We start from the raw sequence: 18,850 nt of genomic DNA on the forward strand, positions 1-18,850 counted from the left end.
CACCGATAGGAGCCCAGCAACATGACCAAGCAGCATCCGTTCCCGATGTTTCGTCCGCGCGCGTGTTTCGTCGCGCTTGCCGGCGCGTTCGCGCTGTCGGCCGCGGTGCCCGCGTTCGCGCAGCAGACCGCGGTGATGGCGGTGGATTCGACGTTCACGACGATGGACCCGTACGACGCGAACGACACGGTGTCGCAGGCCGTCGTCAAGTCGTTCTACCAGGGGCTGTTCGGCTTCGACAAGGACATGAAGCTCGTCAACGTGCTGGCGACGAGCTACGACGCAAGCCCCGATGCGAAGACGTACACGATCAAGCTGCGCCAGGGCGTCAAGTTCCACGACGGCACCGATTTCAACGCGGCGGCCGTGAAGGCGAACTTCGACCGCGTGACCGATCCGGCGAACCACCTGAAGCGCTACAACATGTTCCGCGTGATCGAGAAGACCGAAGTGGTCGATCCGTACACGGTGAAGATCACGCTGCGCGAGCCGTTCTCGGCGCTGATCAACACGCTCGCGCACCCGTCGGCCGTGATGATCTCGCCGGCCGCGTTGAAGAAGTGGGGCCGCGACATCGCGCTGCATCCGGTCGGCACCGGCCCGTTCGAATTCGTCGAATGGAAGCAGACCGACGACCTGAAGGTGAAGAAGTTCGCCGGCTACTGGAAGAAGGGCTATCCGAAGATCGACGCGATCGACTGGAAGCCGGTGGTCGACAACAACACGCGTGCCGCGCTGATCAAGACGGGCGAAGCCGATTTCGCGTTCCGCATCCCGTTCGAGCAGGCGGTCGACCTGAAGGGCAACCCGAAGGTCGACATCGTGGAGCGGCCGTCGATCGTGCAGCGCTACGTGTCGCTGAACATGCTGCAGAAACCGTTCGACAACCCGAAGGTGCGCCAGGCGCTGAACTACGCGGTGAACAAGGAAGCGCTCGCGAAGGTCGCGTTCTCCGGCTTCGCGACGCCGTCCACCGGCGTGGTGCCGCAGGGCGTCGACTATGCGACGAAGCTGGGCCCGTGGCCGTACGACCCGGCGAAGGCGCGCGCGCTGCTGAAGGAGGCAGGCTATCCGAACGGCTTCGAGACGACGCTGTGGTCCGCGTATAACAACTCGACGTCGCAGAAGGCGATCCAGTTCGTGCAGCAGCAGCTCGCGCAGGTCGGCGTGAAGGTGCAGGTGCAGGCGCTGGAGGCCGGCGAGCGGGTCGCGAAGGTCGAGAGCGCGCCCGATCCGGCGAAGGCGCCGGTGCGGATGTACTACATCGGCTGGTCGTCGTCGACGGGTGAGGCGAACTGGGCGATCACGCCGCTGCTCGCCGGTGCGTCGGCGCCGCCGAAGCTCGTCAACACCGCGTACTACAAGAACGACACGGTCGACGGCGATCTGACGAAGGCGCTCGAGACGGTCGATCGTGCGAAGAAGACCGACCTCTACGCCGATGCGCAGAAGCAGATCTGGACCGACGCACCGTGGATCTTCCTCGTGCAGGAGAAGATCGTGTATGCGCGCAGCAAGCGGCTGCAGGGTGCGTACGTGATGCCGGACGGTTCGTTCAACTTCGACGAAATCTCGCTGAAATGACAGTGGTGATGACGGCGGTTCGTCCGCCATGCGGTGCCGGCGGCACAAGCTGCCGGCACGCTGATTCGATCGGTGCCCCATGCTGAATTTTCTCGTCAAACGCCTGTTCGGCCTGCTGCCCACGCTCGCGATCGTCGCGGTGCTGGTGTTCCTGTTCGTCCACCTGCTGCCGGGCGATCCGGCGCGGCTCGCGGCCGGCCCCGAAGCCGACGACGCGACGATCGCGCTCGTGCGTGCCGATCTCGGGCTCGACCGCCCGCTGCCCGCGCAGTTCGTGAACTTCTTCACGAAGATCGCGCACGGCGACTTCGGCATGTCGACGCGCAGCAAGCGGCCGGTCTCGACCGAGATCGGCGAGCGCTTCATGCCGACGCTGATGCTGACGCTCGTCAGCATGGTGTGGGCGACGGCCTTCGGGATGGCGATCGGCATTGCGTCGGCAGTGTGGCGCAACCGCTGGCCGGATCGCCTCGGCATGACGCTCGCGGTGTCGGGCATCTCGTTTCCCGCGTTCGCGCTCGGCATGCTGCTGATGGAAGTCTTCTCGGTGAAGCTCGGCTGGCTGCCGGTCGTGCCGGACGGTTCGTGGAAGAGCTACGTGCTGCCGTCGCTGACGCTCGGCGCCGCGGTCGCGGCCGTGATGGCGCGCTTCACGCGCGCGTCGTTCGTCGAGGTGCTGAACGAGGATTTCGTGCGCACCGCGCGTGCGAAAGGCGTGCACGAGCCGATGGTGGTGCTCAAGCACTGCCTGCGCAACGCGATGATCCCGGTCGTCACGATGATGGGGCTGCAGTTCGGCTTCCTGCTCGGCGGCTCGATCGTCGTCGAGGTCGTGTTCAACTGGCCGGGGCTCGGCCGCCTGCTCGTCGACGCGGTAACGATGCGCGACTACCCGGTGATCCAGGCGATCGTGTTGCTGTTTTCGCTCGAGTTCATCCTGATCAACCTGACCGTCGACGTACTGTACGCGGTCATCAACCCGACCATCCGGTTCAAGTGAGGCGCGCATGAACGCGACAGTCCAGACCGCGGCGCCGGCCGCACCCGCCGCGATCCGCACGCCGTGGCGCGAATTCTGGCGCAAGTTCCGCAAGCAGACCGTCGCGCTCGTCGCGGGCGGCTTCGTGCTGGCGCTCGTCGTGCTGGCGTTCGTCGGCCCGCACATCGTGCCGTTCGATCCGGAGAACTATTTCGACTACGACGCGCTGAACGCGGGGCCGTCGGCCGTGCACTGGTTCGGCGTCGACTCGCTCGGCCGCGACATCTTCAGCCGGATCATCACGGGCACGCGCATCTCGCTCGCCGCCGGCTTCTTCTCGGTCGCGCTCGGCGCGGTGATCGGCACGTTCTTCGGTCTGCTCGCCGGCTACTACGAAGGCTGGTGGGACCGCATCACGATGCGCGTGGCCGACGTGCTGTTCGCGTTCCCGGGCATCCTGCTCGCGATCGGCGTGGTGGCGATCCTCGGCAACGGGATGGTCAACGTGATCTGCGCGGTCGCGATCTTCAGCATCCCGGCGTTTGCGCGGCTCGTGCGCGGCAACACGCTGATGCTCAAGCACATGACCTACGTCGAGGCCGCGCGCAGCATCGGCGCGTCGGACTGGACGATCATCATGCGGCACATCCTGCCGGGCACCGTGTCGTCGGTCGTCGTCTACTTCACGATGCGGATCGGCACGTCGATCATCACGGCCGCGAGCCTGTCGTTCCTCGGGCTCGGCGCGCAGCCGCCGACGCCGGAGTGGGGCGCGATGCTCAACGAGGCGCGCGCGGACATGGTGACGGCGCCGCACATCGCGATCTTCCCGAGCCTGGCGATCTTCCTGACCGTGCTCGCGTTCAACCTGCTCGGCGACGGGCTGCGCGACGCGCTCGATCCGAAACTGGAGCGCCGCTGATGCGCGATGCACCGATGTGGACGGCGACGCTGCCGTCCGGGCCGCGCGGCACGATCGCCGACGTGCCCGGCGTGACGGTCGGCCATTGCACGCTCGATGCGGGCAACGTGCAGACGGGCGTGACCGTCGTGAAGCCGCATCCGGGCGACGTGTACCGCAGCAAGGTGCCGGCCGGGGCGGCGGTGATCAACGGCTTCGGCAAGAGCGTCGGGCTCGTGCAGGTCGACGAACTCGGCACGCTCGAGACGCCGATCGCGCTGACCAATACGTTCGGCGTCGGCGCGCTCGCGCAGGCGCAGATACGCGCGGCGATCGCGGCGAATCCGCAGATCGGCCGCGACTGGTCGACCGTCAACCCGCTCGTGTTCGAGTGCAACGACGGCTATCTGAACGATATCCAGGCGTTCGCGGTCACGCCCGCGCATTACGACGACGCGTGCCGCGCGGCATCGCGTGACGTCGCACGCGGCGCGGTGGGCGCGGGGCGCGGGATGTCGAGCTTCGACCTGAAGGGCGGGATCGGTTCGGCATCGCGCGTCGCCGTCGCGGCCGGGCGGCCCTATACGGTCGGCGCACTCGTGCTCGCGAATTTCGGCCGGCTGCCGATGCTGACGCTCGGCGGCGTGCCGGTCGGGCGCATCGTCGCGCAACGGCGTGCGGCCGGGGCCGCACATGCGGCGCCGCCGGAGCAAGGATCGATCATCCTGTTGCTGGCGACCGACGCGCCGCTCGATGCGCGGCAACTGTCGCGGCTCGCGCGCCGCGCCGGGGCGGGACTGGCCCGCACGGGCTCGGTCTACGGGCACGGCAGCGGTGACATCGCGCTCGCGTTCTCCACCGCCTACACGATCGCGCACGACGCATCGACCCTCGCGCTGCCGGCCCTCGTCGCCGATGCGGCGCTCGATCCGCTGTTCATGGCCGCGGCCGAAAGCGTCGAGCATGCGATCGCCGACGCGCTGCTGCAGGCCGTGACGGTGGCCGGGCGCGACGGCCACGTGCGGCAATCGCTGCGCGATGCGGTGCCCGATCTCGATCGCCTGTTCAACGAAGGCCACGAAGGACGTCTTACCCAGTCATGAAGATCCTGATTTCGACCGACATCGAAGGCGTCGCCGGCGTATTTGCCATCGAGCAGACGCGCGCCGGCAATCCGGAATACGAGCGCGCGCGCCGCTGGATGACCGCCGAGGCGAACGCGGCGATCGAAGGCGCGTTCATGGGCGGCGCGCAGGCGGTGTGGGTCAACGATTCGCACGGCGGTTTCCGCAACCTGCTGCCCGACGGGCTCGATGCGCGTGCGCGTGTCGTGCTCGGCAAGCCGCGCACGCTCGGGATGATGACGGGCCTCGAGCAGCAGCCCGATCTCGTGTTCATGATCGGCTATCACGCGAAATCGCAGACGCGCGGCGTGCTCGCGCACACGATCAACAGCTTTGCGTTCACGCAGGTCTGGCTGAACGGCGTCGAACTCGGCGAAGCCGGGCTGTACGGTACGCTGGCGCGCGAATACGGCGCGCACGTCGCGCTGGCCACGGGCGACGACGTGTTCGCGGCGGAAACGCAGCCGCTGTTTCCGGACGCGCATTTCGAGACGGTCAAGACGGCCGGCGGCGCGTCGAGCGGCGATACGCTCACGCCCGCCGCGTCATGTGCGCGGATCGCAGCGGCTGCGCGCGAAGCGGTTGCGCACGCACTGTCGGCAGGCGTGCGCGCCGGCGCCCATCGGCCCGCGTCGGCCGCGTGCACGCTGCGCGTGCAGACGGCGGCGCAGGCCGACCTGTTCTGCGTGCTGCCGTCGCTGGAGCGCGTCGATGCGGTGACGCTGCGCTTCGACGGGCCTTCGGTCGAATATGTGGTGCGCACGCTGAACAGCTTGTCGGCGATGTCGTTCATGCTGCGGTGATGCGCATGACCGCCATGCTCCTTGCGCGCCGCGCGTCGTCAGGGGTTGCCGACGGGGTGCGCCGTCACGGCGAGCAGGAACGCTTCCATCGCGGCGACGAACGCGAGCGGCGTCTCGTTCATCGGGTAGTGGCCTGCATTGCGCAGCACGTCGACGGTGGCGAGCGGATAACGCCGCAGGTAGGTGCGGGCCACCAGTGCCGCGTCGAACGCCGGATCGTGCTCGCCGATCAGCACTTTCACCGGATGGATGCCGGCGATCTCGTCGCCGAAATCCGTATCGGCCCACGCGCGGAAGTACGCGCCGAACGCCGACGGCGAAGAACGGGCTGCCGAATACGCCGCTTTCCACTCGACCCAGGATGCGGGCAGCCGGCCGCCGGTGCTGCGATCGATGATGGTCCGGCGATCGGCGACGTGGTCGGCGGCGCGCTCGAATAGCGCACGTTTTTCCGCGTCGAACGGCAGGCCGCCGCACGGCACGGGCGTGACCGGCACCAGCGCGCGCACGCGCCCGGGCGCGATGACGGCGACTTTCTCGGCCGCCATCGCACCCATCGAATGGCCGACGATGCTGAAGGTCGCGAAATCGAGCGTGTCGGCCAGCGCGAGCGCGTCGGCGGCGATCTCGTCGATCGTGTAGTGGCCCGCTGCGTCGCGCATGCGGCCGTAGCCTCGGTAGTCCATGAATACATAGCTGAAGTGCTTGCGCGACAGCCACGCTTCGACGGGTTCGAACGCGTGGGCGTCGCCGAACCAGCCGGGCAGTACAAGAACAGGGTGGGGGCCGTCCCCCACGCGATGAAACGTATTCGGCATGTCCGCTCCGATGCAGTGGTAATCCGGCCGATCAGGCCGACGGGTCTTGCGGCCGTCAGGTCGCGCAAGGGTGGAGCGGATCGTAGATCGCGCGAAGGAGACCCGCCTTCGATATCGGGTCATTGATGATGGAATTCGGGCCGTGAGAAATACGCTGCTAGATCCCTACGAAAACATTCCCCGGAGCGTGGTCGTGACCGCGAATGACTATGCGGCGGGCACGACGTTTCCGGAACACGCGCACGGGCGCGGGCAATTCGCGTTCGCGTCGCGCGGCACGATCAGCGTGTCGACGCCGCACGGACGCTGGCTGGTGCCGCCGCAGCGCGCGTGCTGGGTGCCGGCCGGCGTGCGGCACGAAATGACGATGACCGGGCCGGTCACGATGCTCAACACGTTCGTGTCCGGCGCCGCCGCGCAGGAGGCGGGCCTGCCCGAGCAGTGCGGTGTGTATGGCGTATCGGCGCTGCTGCGGCAACTGATCGACGATGCGATCGACTTGCCGGCCCTGTACGACGTCGACGGGCGCGGGGGCAAGCTGATGGCGCTGCTGGTCGCGGAAATCGCGACGATGCCGCGCCTGTCGCTGCATGCGCCGCTGCCGGCCGACGCACGGCTGGCGAAGGTGTGCCGGCACCTGCTTGCCTCGCCGTCGATCGCGGCCGATCTCGACCAGGTCGCCGCGGACGCGGGCCTGAGCCGCCGCACGTTCACGCGGCAGTTCCGTGCGCAGACCGGCGTGAGTTTTGCCGTATGGCGCCAGCAGGTGTGCATGCTCGCGGCGATCGCGCGCCTGAGCGACGGTCAGCCGGTGACGCGGGTCGCGCTCGATCTCGGGTATGCGAGCGCCAGCGCGTTCACGTCGGCGTTTCGCCGCATTCTGGGTGATACGCCGAGCCGCTATCTGGAGATTCGGCGCTGACCGGAACGAAGTGACGCACGCCACGCCGGTGTGCCGGCCGCCGCCAAAAAATACGCGCCTGCCAACTTCGGTCAGACGCGTTTAAAGGCACTCGGTCAGAAAAAATGCGCGCCCAGCCTGCCGGGCGGTGTCGCGCATGACATGCGTAATTGTTTCCTGTTTCGATTCAATCTCATTGAAGCGTTGCGGATAGCGAAGAATACGCCGCATAACGCGCAAACGATATCGTGTCGGACTGGTGACTTGTGTGCTGTCGCAGCATGCGTTTCAATCGCGCGTTCGATGCAGGGGCAGGAGGCCCGTGGCAAGGCCGTCGGCACCCGCGATATGGCACGCTGCACCGCAGCATCGAATGATGACGACGGACCATGAAAAACGCCGCGTGGCGCGATGCCTGTCGGTATCGCGCCACGCGGCGGTGCGGTAGCGGGCGAAGCCGGCGTGAGCCGGCCCGCGCGTCACACGTCGAAGAACACGGTTTCGTCCGGCCCCTGCATGCGGATGTCGAAGCGGTAGACGACCGGGCGACCCGGCTGCGCGTCGCGTTTCGCGACGAGCGTCGCGCGGCGTTCGGCCGGCACCGCGTTCAGCACGGGGTCGGCTGCGTTTGCGGCGGCTTCGTCGTCGAAGTACACGCGCGTGAATGCATGAGTGAGGATCCCGCGCATCATCACGGTCACGTTGATGTGCGGCGCTTCGCCGGCGGCGAGGCGGCCCGGCTTCACCGTCTCGACGACGAAGCGCTGCTGCGCATCGGTGCCGGTGCCGACCCGCGCGAAGCCCGTGAAGCCGGATTTCGCGATGTCGTCGCGCGACGTGGGGTAGCGGCCCGCGCCGTCCACCTGCGTGAACTCGAGCACCGCGTCGCCGACGACGTTGCCGTCACCGTCGAACACCTGGCCGACCAGCAGCACGTGTTCGCCTTCGGCGTGTGCCGCGGCGATCGTCGGCGTGAACAGGCTCTTCAGGTCGTAGTCGTATTGCTGCGGGCACAGGCCGTACGCGAAGTACGGGCCGACCGTCTGCGAAGGGGTTTGCTTCAGCGTCGTCATGGTTCAGCGCTCCATCGGGGTAGCGTCGCGGCCGCGCAGCACGATGTCGAATTCGTAGCCGAGCGCATAGCCTTCTTCGGTGATGTCCATCGAGAAGCGCGAGATCAGGCGATCGCGTGCGGCCTCGGGCGTGCCCTGGAAGATCGGGTCGTACGCGAGCAGCGGGTCGCCGGGGAAGTACATCTGCGTGACGAGACGCGAGCCGAAGTAATCGCCGAACAGCGAGAAGTGGATGTGATTCGGGCGCCACGCGTTCGGATGGTTGCCCCACGGGTATGCGCCGGGCTTGATCGTCAGGAAGCGGTAGCGGCCTTCGTCGTCGGTCAGGCAACGGCCCGCGCCGAGGAAGTTCGGGTCGAGCGGCGCGTCGTGCTGGTCGACCTTGTGCACGTAGCGGCCGGCCGCGTTCGCCTGCCATACCTCGACGAGCGTGTTGCGCACGGGCTTGCCGCCTTCGTCGAGCACGCGGCCGGTGACGACCATGCGCTCGCCGAGCGGCTCGCCGTTCTTCACGGCGTTCTTCGTCAGGTCATGGTCGAGCGCGCCGAGATCTTCGGCGCCGTAGACGGGCGCGTACTGGTCGCGGAGCTTCTCCTTCAGCGGGATCAGCGGGCGCGTCGGGCCGCGCTTCACGGACGAACGGTACTCGGGGTGGATATAGGCCGGATGCGACGGCCAGTCGCGCGGCGTGAGGATCGTGGGGGAATCCATCGGGGCGTCTCCTGATAGGTCTTTCGCGAAGTGGATGGCACGACTGTAGCCAATCCGGAAAGTTATGCAAAATGACCTTTTTTAGCAAATCGCATAACTGTTCGTTATGTTCGATGCGCCAATGAAAATTCCGCCGGACAGGATGCCTGTCCGGCGGAAAAAGCGATCGGGCTTCGCGTCGTCGGTGACGACCCCGTGCACGGCCCTCCAGCCAGCCCGTCGCCGCTTTTTTGTGTTGTCGTTCTTGTTGTTATCCGGTCTCCCTGAGCGCCTGTTATGACGGGCGGCCGGGATCGAACACGATCCCGTCGAATTCGAGTGACAGGGTGCCGCTGCGCAGCAGTGCGGCCGGCGTCGCATCCCGGTCGGCACCGAGCACGTCGCTCACGTAGCGCGCGCAGAACCCGCGCCGCGTCCGCAGGTTGAAGCGGTTGCCGAGCAGGGCGTCGATCCGTTGTTCGGCGATTGCGTGCACCTGGCGCTGCGCATCGGCGGTCGGCGCCGCGACGCGACGGGCCAGCGCGATGCGTCCGCCGTCGGTACGGGCGACGAAGCGCGACAGCGGCGTGAGCTTCGTCCACGCCAACGCGGATTCGGCGATCACGGGCTCGTCGCCCGACGTGTCGACGACGATGCCGAAGCGATTGGCCCACGCACCCGTCGCGCCTGCCGCGTCGCGCGGCGCATTCGCCGGCACGCGGATGAACACGAGATCCCCGACGTGCGCGCTGGCGGCCAGCGTGCGGACCGTGGCGAGCGGCATCGTGCGATCCGTGTCGCGGGCATCGCGCGGGGCGGGGTGATGCGATTCGTAGGCAGCGGTGTCGGTTCGGGGGGGCATGTCGGCTCCGTCGTTCAGTGACAGCACGGAGCGGATTATGCAGACAAGTATCCGAATGTGTTCATCTGCGCGCGCAGGTAGCCTAATATCTGACCTCGAGCATCACTTTTCGATACCAAAATGACCGAAACTGCCCAACTCATCGACATGCTGAAGCGCCAGCTGAAGGCGCAGGGCATGACCTACCGCGACGTCGCACGTGCGCTCGACGTTTCCGAGACCAGCGTGAAGCGGCTGTTCGCCAGCGGCCGCTTCACGCTGGAGCGCGTCGTGGAGATCGCCCAGCTGCTCGGCTATACGCTGGCCGAGCTCGTACAGGAGGCGTCCGCATCGGCACCGAGGCTGCACGTGCTGACCGAGCAGCAGGAGGCGCTGCTCGTGTCCGACGACAAGCTGTTGCTCGTCGCCGTCTGCGCGATCAACTACTGGACGGTGCAGGACATCGTGTCGGCCTATCAGGTGACGAAGGCCGAGTGCGTGAAATACCTGCTGATGCTCGACCGGATGAACGTCGTCGCGCTGTTGCCGGGCGACCGGATTCGCGTGCGCGTCGCGCGCGATTTCGACTGGCTGCCGGGCGGGCCGATCCGCCGTTACTTCCATGCGCACGCGCTCGGCGATTTCCTCGACAGCCGCTTCGACGGCGAAGGCGAGACGATGACGTTCTCGCAGGGGATGCTGACGGAGGCTGCTTCCGCCGAGCTCGAACTGGAATTGCGCCGGCTGCGCAGCAAGGCGGCCGCGCTGCATGCGGAATCGTCGTCGGCACCGCTCGCGCAGAAGCGCGGCACCAGCTTGCTGATCGCGAAGCGGATGTGGGAGCCGGCCGGTTTCCAGGCACTGCGGCGCAACGCGTGACGCGTGACGTCTCGTCGAGCGCTTGGGGCTATCCGGAAAGTTATGCAAAATGGCATTTCATCGTCAATCGCATAACCACCTGTTATGAATAACCGTATCGCGGACGGCCGCGTCAAGTTTCGGCATCTGCAGTGCTTTCTCGCGGTCGCGCAACTGGGCGGCGTGCAGAAGGCAGCCGAAAGCCTGTCGATCACGCAGCCGGCCGTGTCGAAGACGATCGCCGAGCTGGAGGCGATCCTCGGCGTGAAGCTGTTCGAGCGCGGCCGGCAGGGCGCGCAGCCGACCCGCGAGGCGCAACTGTTCATGCCGCACGCGAACGCGTGCGTGCTGGCGTTGCGGCAAGGTGTCGGGCTGCTCGCGCGCGAAGGCGGGGCCGCCGCGGCGACGCTGGAAATCGGCATGCTGCCGACCGTCGCGGCATCGCTCGCGCCCGCGTTGATGAAGGCGCTCGCGGAGCGCTGGCCGCGCGTCGTCGTGCGGATCGCGACGGCCGCGAACGCCGATCTGCTCGAGCGCCTGAAGTCCGGCGCGATCGAGTGCGCGATCGGGCGGCTGTCGGAGCCGGAGCGGATGATCGGGCTCGCGTTCGAGCAGTTGTACAACGAGCCGCTCGTTGCCGTCGTGCGCGCCGGGCATCCGCTGCTCTCGAATGCGGCGCCGGCGGCCGAGCTTGCGCGCTATCCGGTCGTGCTGCCGCCGTTCGGCACGCTGATCCGCCAGTCGGCCGAGCAGCTGCTTGGCGCTTGCGGCGTGCCGCCGCTGGATTCGTTCATCGAGGTGCTGTCGGTGTCGGTCGCGCGTGCGCTGGCACTCGAAAACGACGCGGTCTGGTTCGTGCCGCTCTATGCGGCCGAATACGACCTGTCGGCCGGCGCACTGGCACGCCTGCCGCTGCCGTCGGCGGGCACCGACGAGCCGGTCGGGCTGGTGCTGCGCACCGATGCGCAGCCGTCGCCGGTCGCGCGGACGCTGATCGACGCCGTGCGCGACATCGCGCGGTCGCGGTTCGGCGAGACGCGTGAACGCGGGGCGTCACGCGCGGCGCGCAAGCCGGCTCGTCGCGACGATTGAGCCGGCGGACCGCCCGCCGTTCCCGGCTGCCGGATTGGCCATCCGGTCAGTAGCCGGCTGCGGGGTGCTTGGCATATCGTACCGATTTTGGTACGATTGGTGTCAGGACGATGACGAGACAGCAGATCCAGGTCACGCTCGGCGTGCGGTTCTTCCAGACGGCCCGTGGCAACGAGCCGGTGCGCGAATGGCTGAAGGCGCTCGGGCAAGCGGAGCGAAGGGCGATCGGCGAAGAGATCAAGACCGTTCAACTCGGCTGGCCGCTCGGCATGCCGCTGGTTCGGAAGATGGCGCAGGATCTGTGGGAGATCCGCGTGATGTTGCCGGGGCGGAGCGCCCGCGTGCTGTTTACGGTCGTCGGCGACACGATGGTCCTGCTGCACGGCTTCTTCAAGCAGTCGCGGGCCACGCCGTCGGACGATCTCGATGTCACCGTCGCGCGCCTGAAAGCGCTGATGCGCGCCATCTGAATTCCCCGGTCGCGCCGGAACACACCGTCTTCGACGGTCAGGCCGCCGGCAACGCCATGCACTGGAGTACCCATGACGACCACGAACAATCCGCATATCGGCAGCGATTTCGATACCTTCCTCGAGGAGGACGGCAATCTCGAGGCGGCCACCGCCACCGCGATCAAGCGCGTGATCGCGTGGCAGATCGGCCAGGAAATGAAGGCGCAGCAGATCACGAAAACCGCGATGGCCGCACGGATGAAAACCAGCCGCGCCGCGCTCAACCGCCTGCTCGACGAAACCGACACGAGCCTCACGCTGGCGACGCTCGCGAGCGCGGCCACCGCGCTCGGCAAACGGCTCAGCTTCGAGCTGGTGCCCGCCTGACGGGCGCGCAGCATCGGCGGCGGCCGAGGCTGCGCCCCCACGCATGATGCACGCGGCGGCGTGGCCGGCAATCCGGCCAGCGGTTCGGTGATGTCAGCCCGCGCGTCGCCGCAAGCAGGCGCGTGTCGACCCCGCGCGCAGCTGCCGGGTCACTGACGCGGCCCGGCCACCTGCAGATAGAGCAGCGCCCCGCCCGCGAGCAGCAGCGGGCACAGGATGTACCAGCCGGTCGTCAGGAACAGCCCGGCCACCGCGACCAGCGAAATCCATGCGCAACGGTGTGCGATGCCGCCGCGCGGCAGCAGTTTCAGCGCGGCGGCCGCGCCGAGCCCGTACACCATCACGAAGCACCCGGAGGTGACGAGCACGAGCGGCTTCGGCCCGACGTCCGACAGCGTCGTCGCAGCGAGTGCGATCACGGCGAGCAGGGCGATCACGCCGAGGCTGCGACGCGGGACGCCGCCGACCTGGCTGCCCTGCGCGAGCCACGCGGGCAATGCGCCGTCGCGCCCGAGCGCCGCGCCGAGCTTGGCCGCGCCCGCGAAATACGCGTTCATCGTACCGAGCGTGAGCAACAGGGCGGCTGCGGCGGCCAGCACCTGCGCATGGCCGCCGATGCCGCCCGCGATCAGTTCGGCGAGTGGCGCACCCGATCCGCCCGCGGACGGCCCGAGCACCGTCACGCTCGTGGCAGCAACCGACAGATACAGAAACCCGACCACCACGACCGCGATTCCCGCCGAGCGCGGCATGTCGTGCGCGGGCCGGCGGAATTCGGCCGCGAGATGCGTGATCGCTTCCCAGCCGGCGAAACTCCACACGAGCAGCGCGGCAGCCTGGCCGACCGCGAGCCAGCCGTGCGGCGCGAACGGATGCAGGTTCGCGGTGCGTGCATGCGGCGCGGAGGCGAGCACCGCGGCGAGCAGCAGCGTGACGAGCAGTGCCGACAGCACGAGCTGCATGCGGCCCGAAACCGTGACGCCGAATGCATTCGCGGCCGACACGGTCGCGATCAGCGCGGCAGCGGTGACGATGACCGTCGTGTGCCCGCCGCCCGTGACGGCCGCGACGTATGCGCCGCCGAACATGGCGGCGGCCGGTGCGCCGGCCGGTACCGCGAAGTAGAAGCACCATCCGACGATCGCAGCGGCTTTCGGCCCGAATGCGCGCCGCGCGTAGGTCGAGACGCCGCCTGCGTCGGGATAGCGCGCGCCGAGTGCGGCGAAGGTGGCCGCGAGCGGCCCGGACAGCACGACCAACGCCGCCCAGGCAAGTAGCGAGGCCGGCCCCGCCACCTCGGCGGCCAGTGCGGGCAGCGCGATCACGCCGGTGCCGAGCACCGCGCCGATATAGAGCGCGGCGCCCTGGAAAATCGTCAGCGAGCCCGCGTGATGAGCGGCGGGCGATTCGACATGCGAGGGCATGGACGGCAGTCTCCGGAAGTCTTGTTGTGTTCGAGCGCGGGCGCTCGCGCGGAAAATCGTTCGATGCTACCCGAACGACGGCGGCAGCGCGGCCCGGCGATCAGTAGTCCGTGCGGTGTCGTGTGTCAGCCGATGTCAGCAGTGGCGTGCGAGCCGCAGGCGGGCATCCTCGCGCGCGGCGGGCGACAGCTCGGGGGCGTAGTGGAACGCGCCCGAAACCAGCGAGGCGACGGGCACGCCGTCGCGGAACAGCACGCGATTGCCGGCCAGTGCCGGCACCTTGTCGCCGGGCAGCAGCGTGCCGGCAAGATTCAGCGGATCGGCGCCCGTCACGCACACGTACTGTCCGTCACCGGGTTGCCGCCGCATTTCGCGCAGGATCGGAATCGCTTCGGGCAACGCGAACTGTTCACCCGCGAGCCCGGCGACGAAGCGTCCGCCGCGAATCTCGCCGCGCGCTTCGAGGCGCTGCAGTACCCGCACGAGTTCACGCCAGCTCGGCAGCCAGTCGGCTTCGCGTTCGAGCAGCCGCCAGAACACGACGCCGTAGCGGCGCAGCAGCGTCCAGGCGATGTGTTCGAGCGCGTCGGGGTCGGTCGCGGCCTGGCCGCGTTTCGGTGCGGGCGCATCGGCCGGCGGCGCATGACGTTGCACGAGTGCCCAGCGGCCCGCGTCGTCCATCCCGCCGATCAGCGCACCGCCGCGCCGGGTGCGTGGCGCATAGGTCGCGCTGCGCTTGACGGCGGGCTTCAACAGCGCACGCAGGCCCGCGTAGCTGTCCGCATTCACGAGGCCGGCCGACACGAGTTCGCCGAGCGCCTGTTCGAGTTCGACGGGCAGCATGTGCAGGTCGTCGAGCAGCGCGTCGAAGAACATCGCGCCATGCGCGGCGAGGGCGTCACGTACCTGCGTGGCCCGCGCGGACAGCGCCGGTTGCGCGTCGGGATCGCGCAGCGCCTGCCATGCGGAGAGGTGGCGGCGCGGCAGCAGCACGATCGGCGTCGTCTTCACGGGTGTGCCGGCTGCGCGCGCCGGCGCGCCGATGCGTGTCCAAACGAGCTTGCCCGAGCGGCACAGCTCGTCGAGCCCACCCGCCATGTAGTCGGTGAGCCGCGCGGGCAGCAGCGCGTCTTCCCAGGCGCTTGCCGCGGCCTCGTAGCCTTCGAGCTGTTCGACCACGGCCGCGAGAGCGTCGCGGCCCGTGCCGCGCGTGTCCGGTGTCAGGTGTTGCCAGTGGAACAGGAACCGCATGAAATCGGCGCGCTCGACCGGCTCGATCTCGCGGCGCAGGCGCTTCACCGTATAGCGATGAATGCGCGCAAGCAGATGGCGTTCGCACCATTCGTCCGTCGTCGCGCCCGGCGTGAACCGGCCGCGCATCACATAGCCTTCGCGCTCCAGCGCCGCGAGTGCCGTCGCGATCGACGCAGGCGGCAGGCCGAGCGGTGCCGCGATCGCGTCGAGTGCAAGCGGCCCGAAGCCGGTGAGCCGCGCGCGGATCACGTCGACGAGTGCGGCGTCCGATTCCCACGGCTGCGCGCACGCGGCCGGCACCTTGAGCGCCGGCACGATGCGTGCGTCGGGATGCAGTGCACGCAGGCATACGAGTCGTTCGACCGGCACCCATAGCGCGGTGCCGTCCGGCGCGACGAGTTTCGTCGCACGGCGGCGTTCGGCGAGTTCCGCGAGCCGGTCGAGCCAGCCTTCGTGTTGGCGTGCTTCGCTGTCGGCGATGCACGCGAGCGTGAGCAGCGCGTCGTGCATTTCGTCGGCGTCGCGCACGAGCGGCCAGGCTTCGTCGCGTACGGCATCGATCGCGTCGGCGTCGAGCGCGCCGAGATCGTCGGTCGATTCGGGATCGCTCCAGCGGCGCGACTGCACGGCCTGCGTGCGGCGTTCCTCGAGCGGTGCATCGTCGAGGAACGCGTAGGGTTTCGCGTTCAGGATCTCGGCCGCGAGCGGCGACGGCGCGGGCAGGTCGCGCGCGACGAGCTCGATCGCGCCGCTTTCGATCCGGCGCAGCAGCGCAAGCCAGCCCTCGGTGTCCATCGCGTCGTGCAGGCAGTCGTCGAGCGTCTGGTCGACGAGCGGGTGATGCGGGATCTCGCGCTCGCCGACGATGTTCTCGAGGCACGCGACCTGATCGGGGAACACGGTCGCGAGCAGGTCGTCGCTCTTCATCCGCTGCAGTTGCGGCGCGGTGCGCTTGCCGCCGGTGAAGCGCGGCAATGCGAGCGCGGTGGTCGCGTTCCAGCGCCAGCGCACGCCGAACATCGGCGCGTCGAGCAGGGCCTGCACCAGCACGTGCTCGGCGCTCGCCGAACGCAGGTAGCGCCACACTTCGTCGAGCGCGAAGCTGTGCGCGAGCGACAGCGACAGGATGATCGCGTCGTCGGTCGCGGCCGCCTGCAGTTCGAAGTTGAAACTGCGGCAGAAGCGCTTGCGCAGCGCGAGCCCCCACGCGCGGTTGATGCGGCTGCCGAACGGCGAATGGATCACGAGCTGCGTGCCGCCCGATTCGTCGAAGAAGCGCTCCATCACGAGCGTGTCCTGCGTCGGCAACGCGCCGAGCGCGGCGCGCGTGCGCGCGAGATAGTCGGCGATCTGGTGCGCGGCGTCGGGCGACAGGTGCAGATCGTCGACGAGCCAGCGCAATGCCGGCGCGAGCCGGCTGTCGGCCGGGCTGGCAGGGGTGGCACGGGAGACGTCGTTTCGTACACTGATCGCGGCTTCGGCTTCGGCTTCGGCTTCGGCTTCGGCTTCGGCTTCGGCTTCGGCTTCGGCTTCGGCTTCGGCTTCAACGCGTCGCGTCGATTTTGCACCGCCTTTGGTCTTGGCTTTGGTCGTCGCCTTTGTTTCAGCCGTCGTCTTCCCGCGGATATCGTCGTCAGTGCGTTCACCGCCTCGGGCATGCGCTTGCCGCTCGCCGTCGGCGAACAGCCCGTCGAGCCGCGCGCGCAGCCGGCCGACCGCCGCCGATAATTCGTCGCTGCGCCCCGGCGCCTCGCCGAGCCAGAACGGGATGTTCGGCGACTGCCCCTGCGCATCCTCCACCCGCACGCGGCCCGTTTCCACGCGAATGATCCGGTACGACTGGTTGCCCAGCTGGAACACGTCGCCGGCCAGGCTCTCGATCGCGAAATCCTCGTTGACCGTGCCGACCTGGATGCCCTGCGGTTCGAGCAGCACCGCGTAATCGGCCATGTCGGGGATCGTGCCGCCCGACGTCGTGGCGGTCATCATCGCGTTGCGGCGCCCGCGCACGGTGCCGCCGACCACGTCGCGATGCAGGTAGGCGCCGCGCACGCCGCGCCGGCTCGTGAAGCCTTCGGCGAGCATCTTCATCACTTCGTCGAAGCGCTCGCGCGTCAGCCGCGCATACGGCGCCGCGCGCGTGAAGCTCGCGTACAGCGCGTCCTCCTGCCACTCCGCGCACGCCACTTCGGCGACGATCTGCTGCGCGAGCACGTCGAGCGGTGCTTCGGGAATGCGCAGCGTGTCGAGCTCGCCGCGCTGCACGCAATCGAGCAGCGCCGCGCATTCGACGAGCTCGTCGCGCGACAGCGGGAACAGCCGGCCCTTCGGCACGCCGCCGACATGGTGCCCGGAGCGGCCGACGCGCTGCAGGAACGGTGCGATCCCGCGCGGCGAGCCGACCTGGCAGACGAGATCGACGTCGCCGATATCGATGCCGAGTTCAAGTGATGCCGTGGCGACGAGCAGTTTCAGTTCGCCGCGCTTCAGGCGCTGCTCGGCGTCGAAGCGGTGCTCCTTCGCGAGACTGCCGTGATGCGCTGCGATCGCTTCCTTGCCGAGCCGGTCGGCGAGATGGCGCGCCATGCGCTCGGCGGTGCGCCGCGTGTTGACGAACACCAGCGTCGTGCGATGCGCGGCTGCGAGGCCGGCGATGCGGTCGTACACCTGTTCCCACACGTCGGTTGCCATCACGGGTTCGAGCGGCACGTTCGGCAGTTCGAGCGCGAGGTCGCGCTCGCGCGTGTGGCCCGTGTCGATGATCGTGCAGTCGCGCGGCGCGTCAGCCGGGCCGCCGACCAGGAAGCGCGCGACCGCATCGATCGGTTTTTGCGTCGCCGACAGTCCGATACGCGGCAGCGCACGGCCGGCCAGCGCGTCGAGACGTTCGAGCGACAACGCGAGATGGCTGCCGCGCTTCGATGACGCGAGCGCATGGATTTCGTCGACGATGACCGAGCGCACGTTCGACAGCATTCGTCGCCCCGACGTGGACGACAGCAGCACGTACAGCGACTCGGGCGTCGTCACGAGGATGTGCGGCGCGCGCTTGCGCAGCGCGGCGCGCTCGGCTTGCGTCGTGTCGCCGGTGCGCACGGCGGTGCGGATCGCCGGCACCGGCAAGCCGAGTTGCGCGAGCGATTCGGCGATGCCGGCCAGCGGCGCATCGAGGTTCACGTGGATGTCGTTCGACAGCGCCTTCAGCGGCGACACGTACACGACGAGCGTTGCGTCGGGCAGCGTGCCGTCGTGCGCCAGCGCATCGCGCACCAGATCGTCGAGTGCACACAGGAAGGCGGTGAGCGTCTTGCCGGAGCCGGTCGGTGCCGCAACGAGCGTCGATCGGCCGGCCTTGATGTGCGGCCACGCGAGCGCCTGCGCGCCGGTGGGCGCGGTGAACGTGCGCCGGAACCACGCGGCGACGGCCGGGTGGAACACGTCGAGCGCACTGGCGGCAGGGCGGGTAGTGGTGACGTCCATCGGAGCGTTGAAATGGGGTGCAAGCGCGCGGAGGGCGCGGGTGCGAATCGAATCGTCAGTGTGCCAGACGTCGCGCGTGCGCGCCGGGCACGTGTGGCGACGATTCCGCTTCAGATGGGGGCCGTCACCGCACTTTCAACGAACGGAAAGTTGCATGCGTGTCGGCACGCCGATCGCGTGCCGAATTGA

General features: G+C 68.6%; 16 protein-coding genes. 10 read left to right on the top strand and 6 right to left on the bottom strand.

Features of this window, described 5'->3' with window-relative positions:
- Window positions 1-21 precede the first annotated feature (21 nt).
- From gsiB to QZM35_RS04760, 5 genes are all read left to right on the top strand, one after another.
- Window positions 22-1,584 (top strand): glutathione ABC transporter substrate-binding protein GsiB, encoded by a 1,563-nt coding sequence (gene gsiB / locus QZM35_RS04740; protein ID WP_089427701.1) that lies wholly within the window; start codon window positions 22-24, stop codon window positions 1,582-1,584.
- A 79-nt stretch (window positions 1,585-1,663) separates the two neighbouring features.
- Window positions 1,664-2,584: a glutathione ABC transporter permease GsiC gene (gsiC, locus tag QZM35_RS04745; RefSeq protein WP_089427700.1), complete on the top strand. Its 921-nt coding sequence runs from the start codon at window positions 1,664-1,666 to the stop codon at window positions 2,582-2,584.
- Between the two features lie 7 nt (window positions 2,585-2,591).
- Window positions 2,592-3,485 (top strand): glutathione ABC transporter permease GsiD, encoded by an 894-nt coding sequence (gene gsiD, locus QZM35_RS04750; protein ID WP_089427699.1) that lies wholly within the window; start codon window positions 2,592-2,594, stop codon window positions 3,483-3,485.
- Window positions 3,485-4,567, top strand: a complete 1,083-nt coding sequence (locus tag QZM35_RS04755) for a P1 family peptidase (RefSeq protein ID WP_089427698.1) — start codon at window positions 3,485-3,487, stop codon at window positions 4,565-4,567. The genes gsiD and QZM35_RS04755 overlap by 1 nt, the downstream gene beginning before the upstream one ends.
- Window positions 4,564-5,391 carry a M55 family metallopeptidase gene (locus QZM35_RS04760; protein WP_301775496.1) on the top strand — a complete coding sequence of 276 codons (828 nt, stop codon included), beginning with the start codon at window positions 4,564-4,566 and terminating at the stop codon, window positions 5,389-5,391. Before QZM35_RS04755 ends, QZM35_RS04760 begins: the two co-directional genes overlap by 4 nt.
- 38 nt (window positions 5,392-5,429) lie before the next feature.
- Here the strand turns inward: QZM35_RS04760 and QZM35_RS04765 are convergent, their stop codons facing one another.
- Window positions 5,430-6,209 (bottom strand): alpha/beta fold hydrolase, encoded by a 780-nt coding sequence (locus tag QZM35_RS04765; RefSeq protein WP_301775497.1) that lies wholly within the window; start codon window positions 6,207-6,209, stop codon window positions 5,430-5,432.
- Window positions 6,210-6,351: 142 nt separating this feature from the next.
- Between QZM35_RS04765 and QZM35_RS04770 the strand changes: the two genes are divergently transcribed.
- Window positions 6,352-7,131, top strand: a complete 780-nt coding sequence (locus QZM35_RS04770) for a helix-turn-helix domain-containing protein (protein ID WP_301775498.1) — start codon at window positions 6,352-6,354, stop codon at window positions 7,129-7,131.
- 458 nt (window positions 7,132-7,589) lie between these two features.
- On the opposite strand, the gene pcaG is transcribed toward QZM35_RS04770, so the two are convergent.
- The 3 genes from pcaG to QZM35_RS04785 all read right to left on the bottom strand — a co-directional run bounded on the left by pcaG (window position 7,590) and on the right by QZM35_RS04785 (window position 9,735).
- Window positions 7,590-8,183, bottom strand: coding sequence for a protocatechuate 3,4-dioxygenase subunit alpha (pcaG, locus tag QZM35_RS04775; RefSeq protein ID WP_089432560.1), 594 nt, complete (start codon window positions 8,181-8,183; stop codon window positions 7,590-7,592).
- Between the two features lie 3 nt (window positions 8,184-8,186).
- Window positions 8,187-8,894, bottom strand: a complete 708-nt coding sequence (gene pcaH / locus QZM35_RS04780; protein WP_059683235.1) for a protocatechuate 3,4-dioxygenase subunit beta — start codon at window positions 8,892-8,894, stop codon at window positions 8,187-8,189.
- Between the two features lie 274 nt (window positions 8,895-9,168).
- On the bottom strand, window positions 9,169-9,735 hold the full coding sequence (locus QZM35_RS04785) for a YiiX/YebB-like N1pC/P60 family cysteine hydrolase (protein WP_089427693.1): 567 nt from the start codon (window positions 9,733-9,735) through the stop codon (window positions 9,169-9,171).
- Between the two features lie 120 nt (window positions 9,736-9,855).
- Here QZM35_RS04785 and QZM35_RS04790 point away from each other — a divergent pair, with 120 nt between their 5' ends.
- The 4 genes from QZM35_RS04790 to QZM35_RS04805 all read left to right on the top strand — a co-directional run bounded on the left by QZM35_RS04790 (window position 9,856) and on the right by QZM35_RS04805 (window position 12,503).
- Window positions 9,856-10,593, top strand: coding sequence for a helix-turn-helix transcriptional regulator (locus tag QZM35_RS04790; RefSeq protein WP_089427692.1), 738 nt, complete (start codon window positions 9,856-9,858; stop codon window positions 10,591-10,593).
- An 84-nt stretch (window positions 10,594-10,677) separates the two neighbouring features.
- Window positions 10,678-11,664: a pca operon transcription factor PcaQ gene (gene pcaQ, locus QZM35_RS04795; RefSeq protein ID WP_175238843.1), complete on the top strand. Its 987-nt coding sequence runs from the start codon at window positions 10,678-10,680 to the stop codon at window positions 11,662-11,664.
- A gap of 110 nt (window positions 11,665-11,774) precedes the next feature.
- On the top strand, window positions 11,775-12,134 hold the full coding sequence (locus QZM35_RS04800; RefSeq protein ID WP_011355455.1) for a type II toxin-antitoxin system RelE/ParE family toxin: 360 nt from the start codon (window positions 11,775-11,777) through the stop codon (window positions 12,132-12,134).
- Window positions 12,135-12,206: 72 nt separating this feature from the next.
- Window positions 12,207-12,503, top strand: coding sequence for an XRE family transcriptional regulator (locus QZM35_RS04805; protein ID WP_089427690.1), 297 nt, complete (start codon window positions 12,207-12,209; stop codon window positions 12,501-12,503).
- 149 nt (window positions 12,504-12,652) lie between these two features.
- Here the strand turns inward: QZM35_RS04805 and QZM35_RS04810 are convergent, their stop codons facing one another.
- Together QZM35_RS04810 and QZM35_RS04815 are read right to left on the bottom strand one after the other, a co-directional pair.
- The gene (locus QZM35_RS04810; RefSeq protein ID WP_301775499.1) at window positions 12,653-13,927 is read right to left on the bottom strand and encodes an APC family permease; all 1,275 of its coding nucleotides are present in this window, start codon (window positions 13,925-13,927) and stop codon (window positions 12,653-12,655) included.
- A 135-nt stretch (window positions 13,928-14,062) separates the two neighbouring features.
- The gene (locus tag QZM35_RS04815; protein ID WP_301775500.1) at window positions 14,063-18,661 is read right to left on the bottom strand and encodes a DEAD/DEAH box helicase; all 4,599 of its coding nucleotides are present in this window, start codon (window positions 18,659-18,661) and stop codon (window positions 14,063-14,065) included.
- Window positions 18,662-18,850: the final 189 nt, after the last annotated feature.

Source organism: Burkholderia sp. AU45274 (assembly GCF_030482505.1).
Lineage (GTDB): Bacteria > Pseudomonadota > Gammaproteobacteria > Burkholderiales > Burkholderiaceae > Burkholderia.

Excerpts from the sequence above, each read along its gene's own strand:
- pcaH (WP_059683235.1), bottom strand. The coding sequence starts at position 8,894 with ATGGATTCCCCCACGATCCTCACGCCGCGCGACTGGCCGTCGCATCCG.
- QZM35_RS04765 (WP_301775497.1), bottom strand. The coding sequence starts at position 6,209 with ATGCCGAATACGTTTCATCGCGTGGGGGACGGCCCCCACCCTGTTCTT.
- QZM35_RS04760 (WP_301775496.1), top strand. The coding sequence starts at position 4,564 with ATGAAGATCCTGATTTCGACCGACATCGAAGGCGTCGCCGGCGTATTT.
- QZM35_RS04810 (WP_301775499.1), bottom strand. The coding sequence starts at position 13,927 with ATGCCCTCGCATGTCGAATCGCCCGCCGCTCATCACGCGGGCTCGCTG.
- pcaG (WP_089432560.1), bottom strand. The coding sequence starts at position 8,183 with ATGACGACGCTGAAGCAAACCCCTTCGCAGACGGTCGGCCCGTACTTC.
- pcaQ (WP_175238843.1), top strand. The coding sequence starts at position 10,678 with ATGAATAACCGTATCGCGGACGGCCGCGTCAAGTTTCGGCATCTGCAG.
- QZM35_RS04790 (WP_089427692.1), top strand. The coding sequence starts at position 9,856 with ATGACCGAAACTGCCCAACTCATCGACATGCTGAAGCGCCAGCTGAAG.
- gsiD (WP_089427699.1), top strand. The coding sequence starts at position 2,592 with ATGAACGCGACAGTCCAGACCGCGGCGCCGGCCGCACCCGCCGCGATC.
- QZM35_RS04805 (WP_089427690.1), top strand. The coding sequence starts at position 12,207 with ATGACGACCACGAACAATCCGCATATCGGCAGCGATTTCGATACCTTC.
- QZM35_RS04800 (WP_011355455.1), top strand. The coding sequence starts at position 11,775 with ATGACGAGACAGCAGATCCAGGTCACGCTCGGCGTGCGGTTCTTCCAG.
- gsiB (WP_089427701.1), top strand. The coding sequence starts at position 22 with ATGACCAAGCAGCATCCGTTCCCGATGTTTCGTCCGCGCGCGTGTTTC.
- gsiC (WP_089427700.1), top strand. The coding sequence starts at position 1,664 with ATGCTGAATTTTCTCGTCAAACGCCTGTTCGGCCTGCTGCCCACGCTC.
- QZM35_RS04815 (WP_301775500.1), bottom strand. The coding sequence starts at position 18,661 with ATGGACGTCACCACTACCCGCCCTGCCGCCAGTGCGCTCGACGTGTTC.
- QZM35_RS04755 (WP_089427698.1), top strand. The coding sequence starts at position 3,485 with ATGCGCGATGCACCGATGTGGACGGCGACGCTGCCGTCCGGGCCGCGC.
- QZM35_RS04785 (WP_089427693.1), bottom strand. The coding sequence starts at position 9,735 with ATGCCCCCCCGAACCGACACCGCTGCCTACGAATCGCATCACCCCGCC.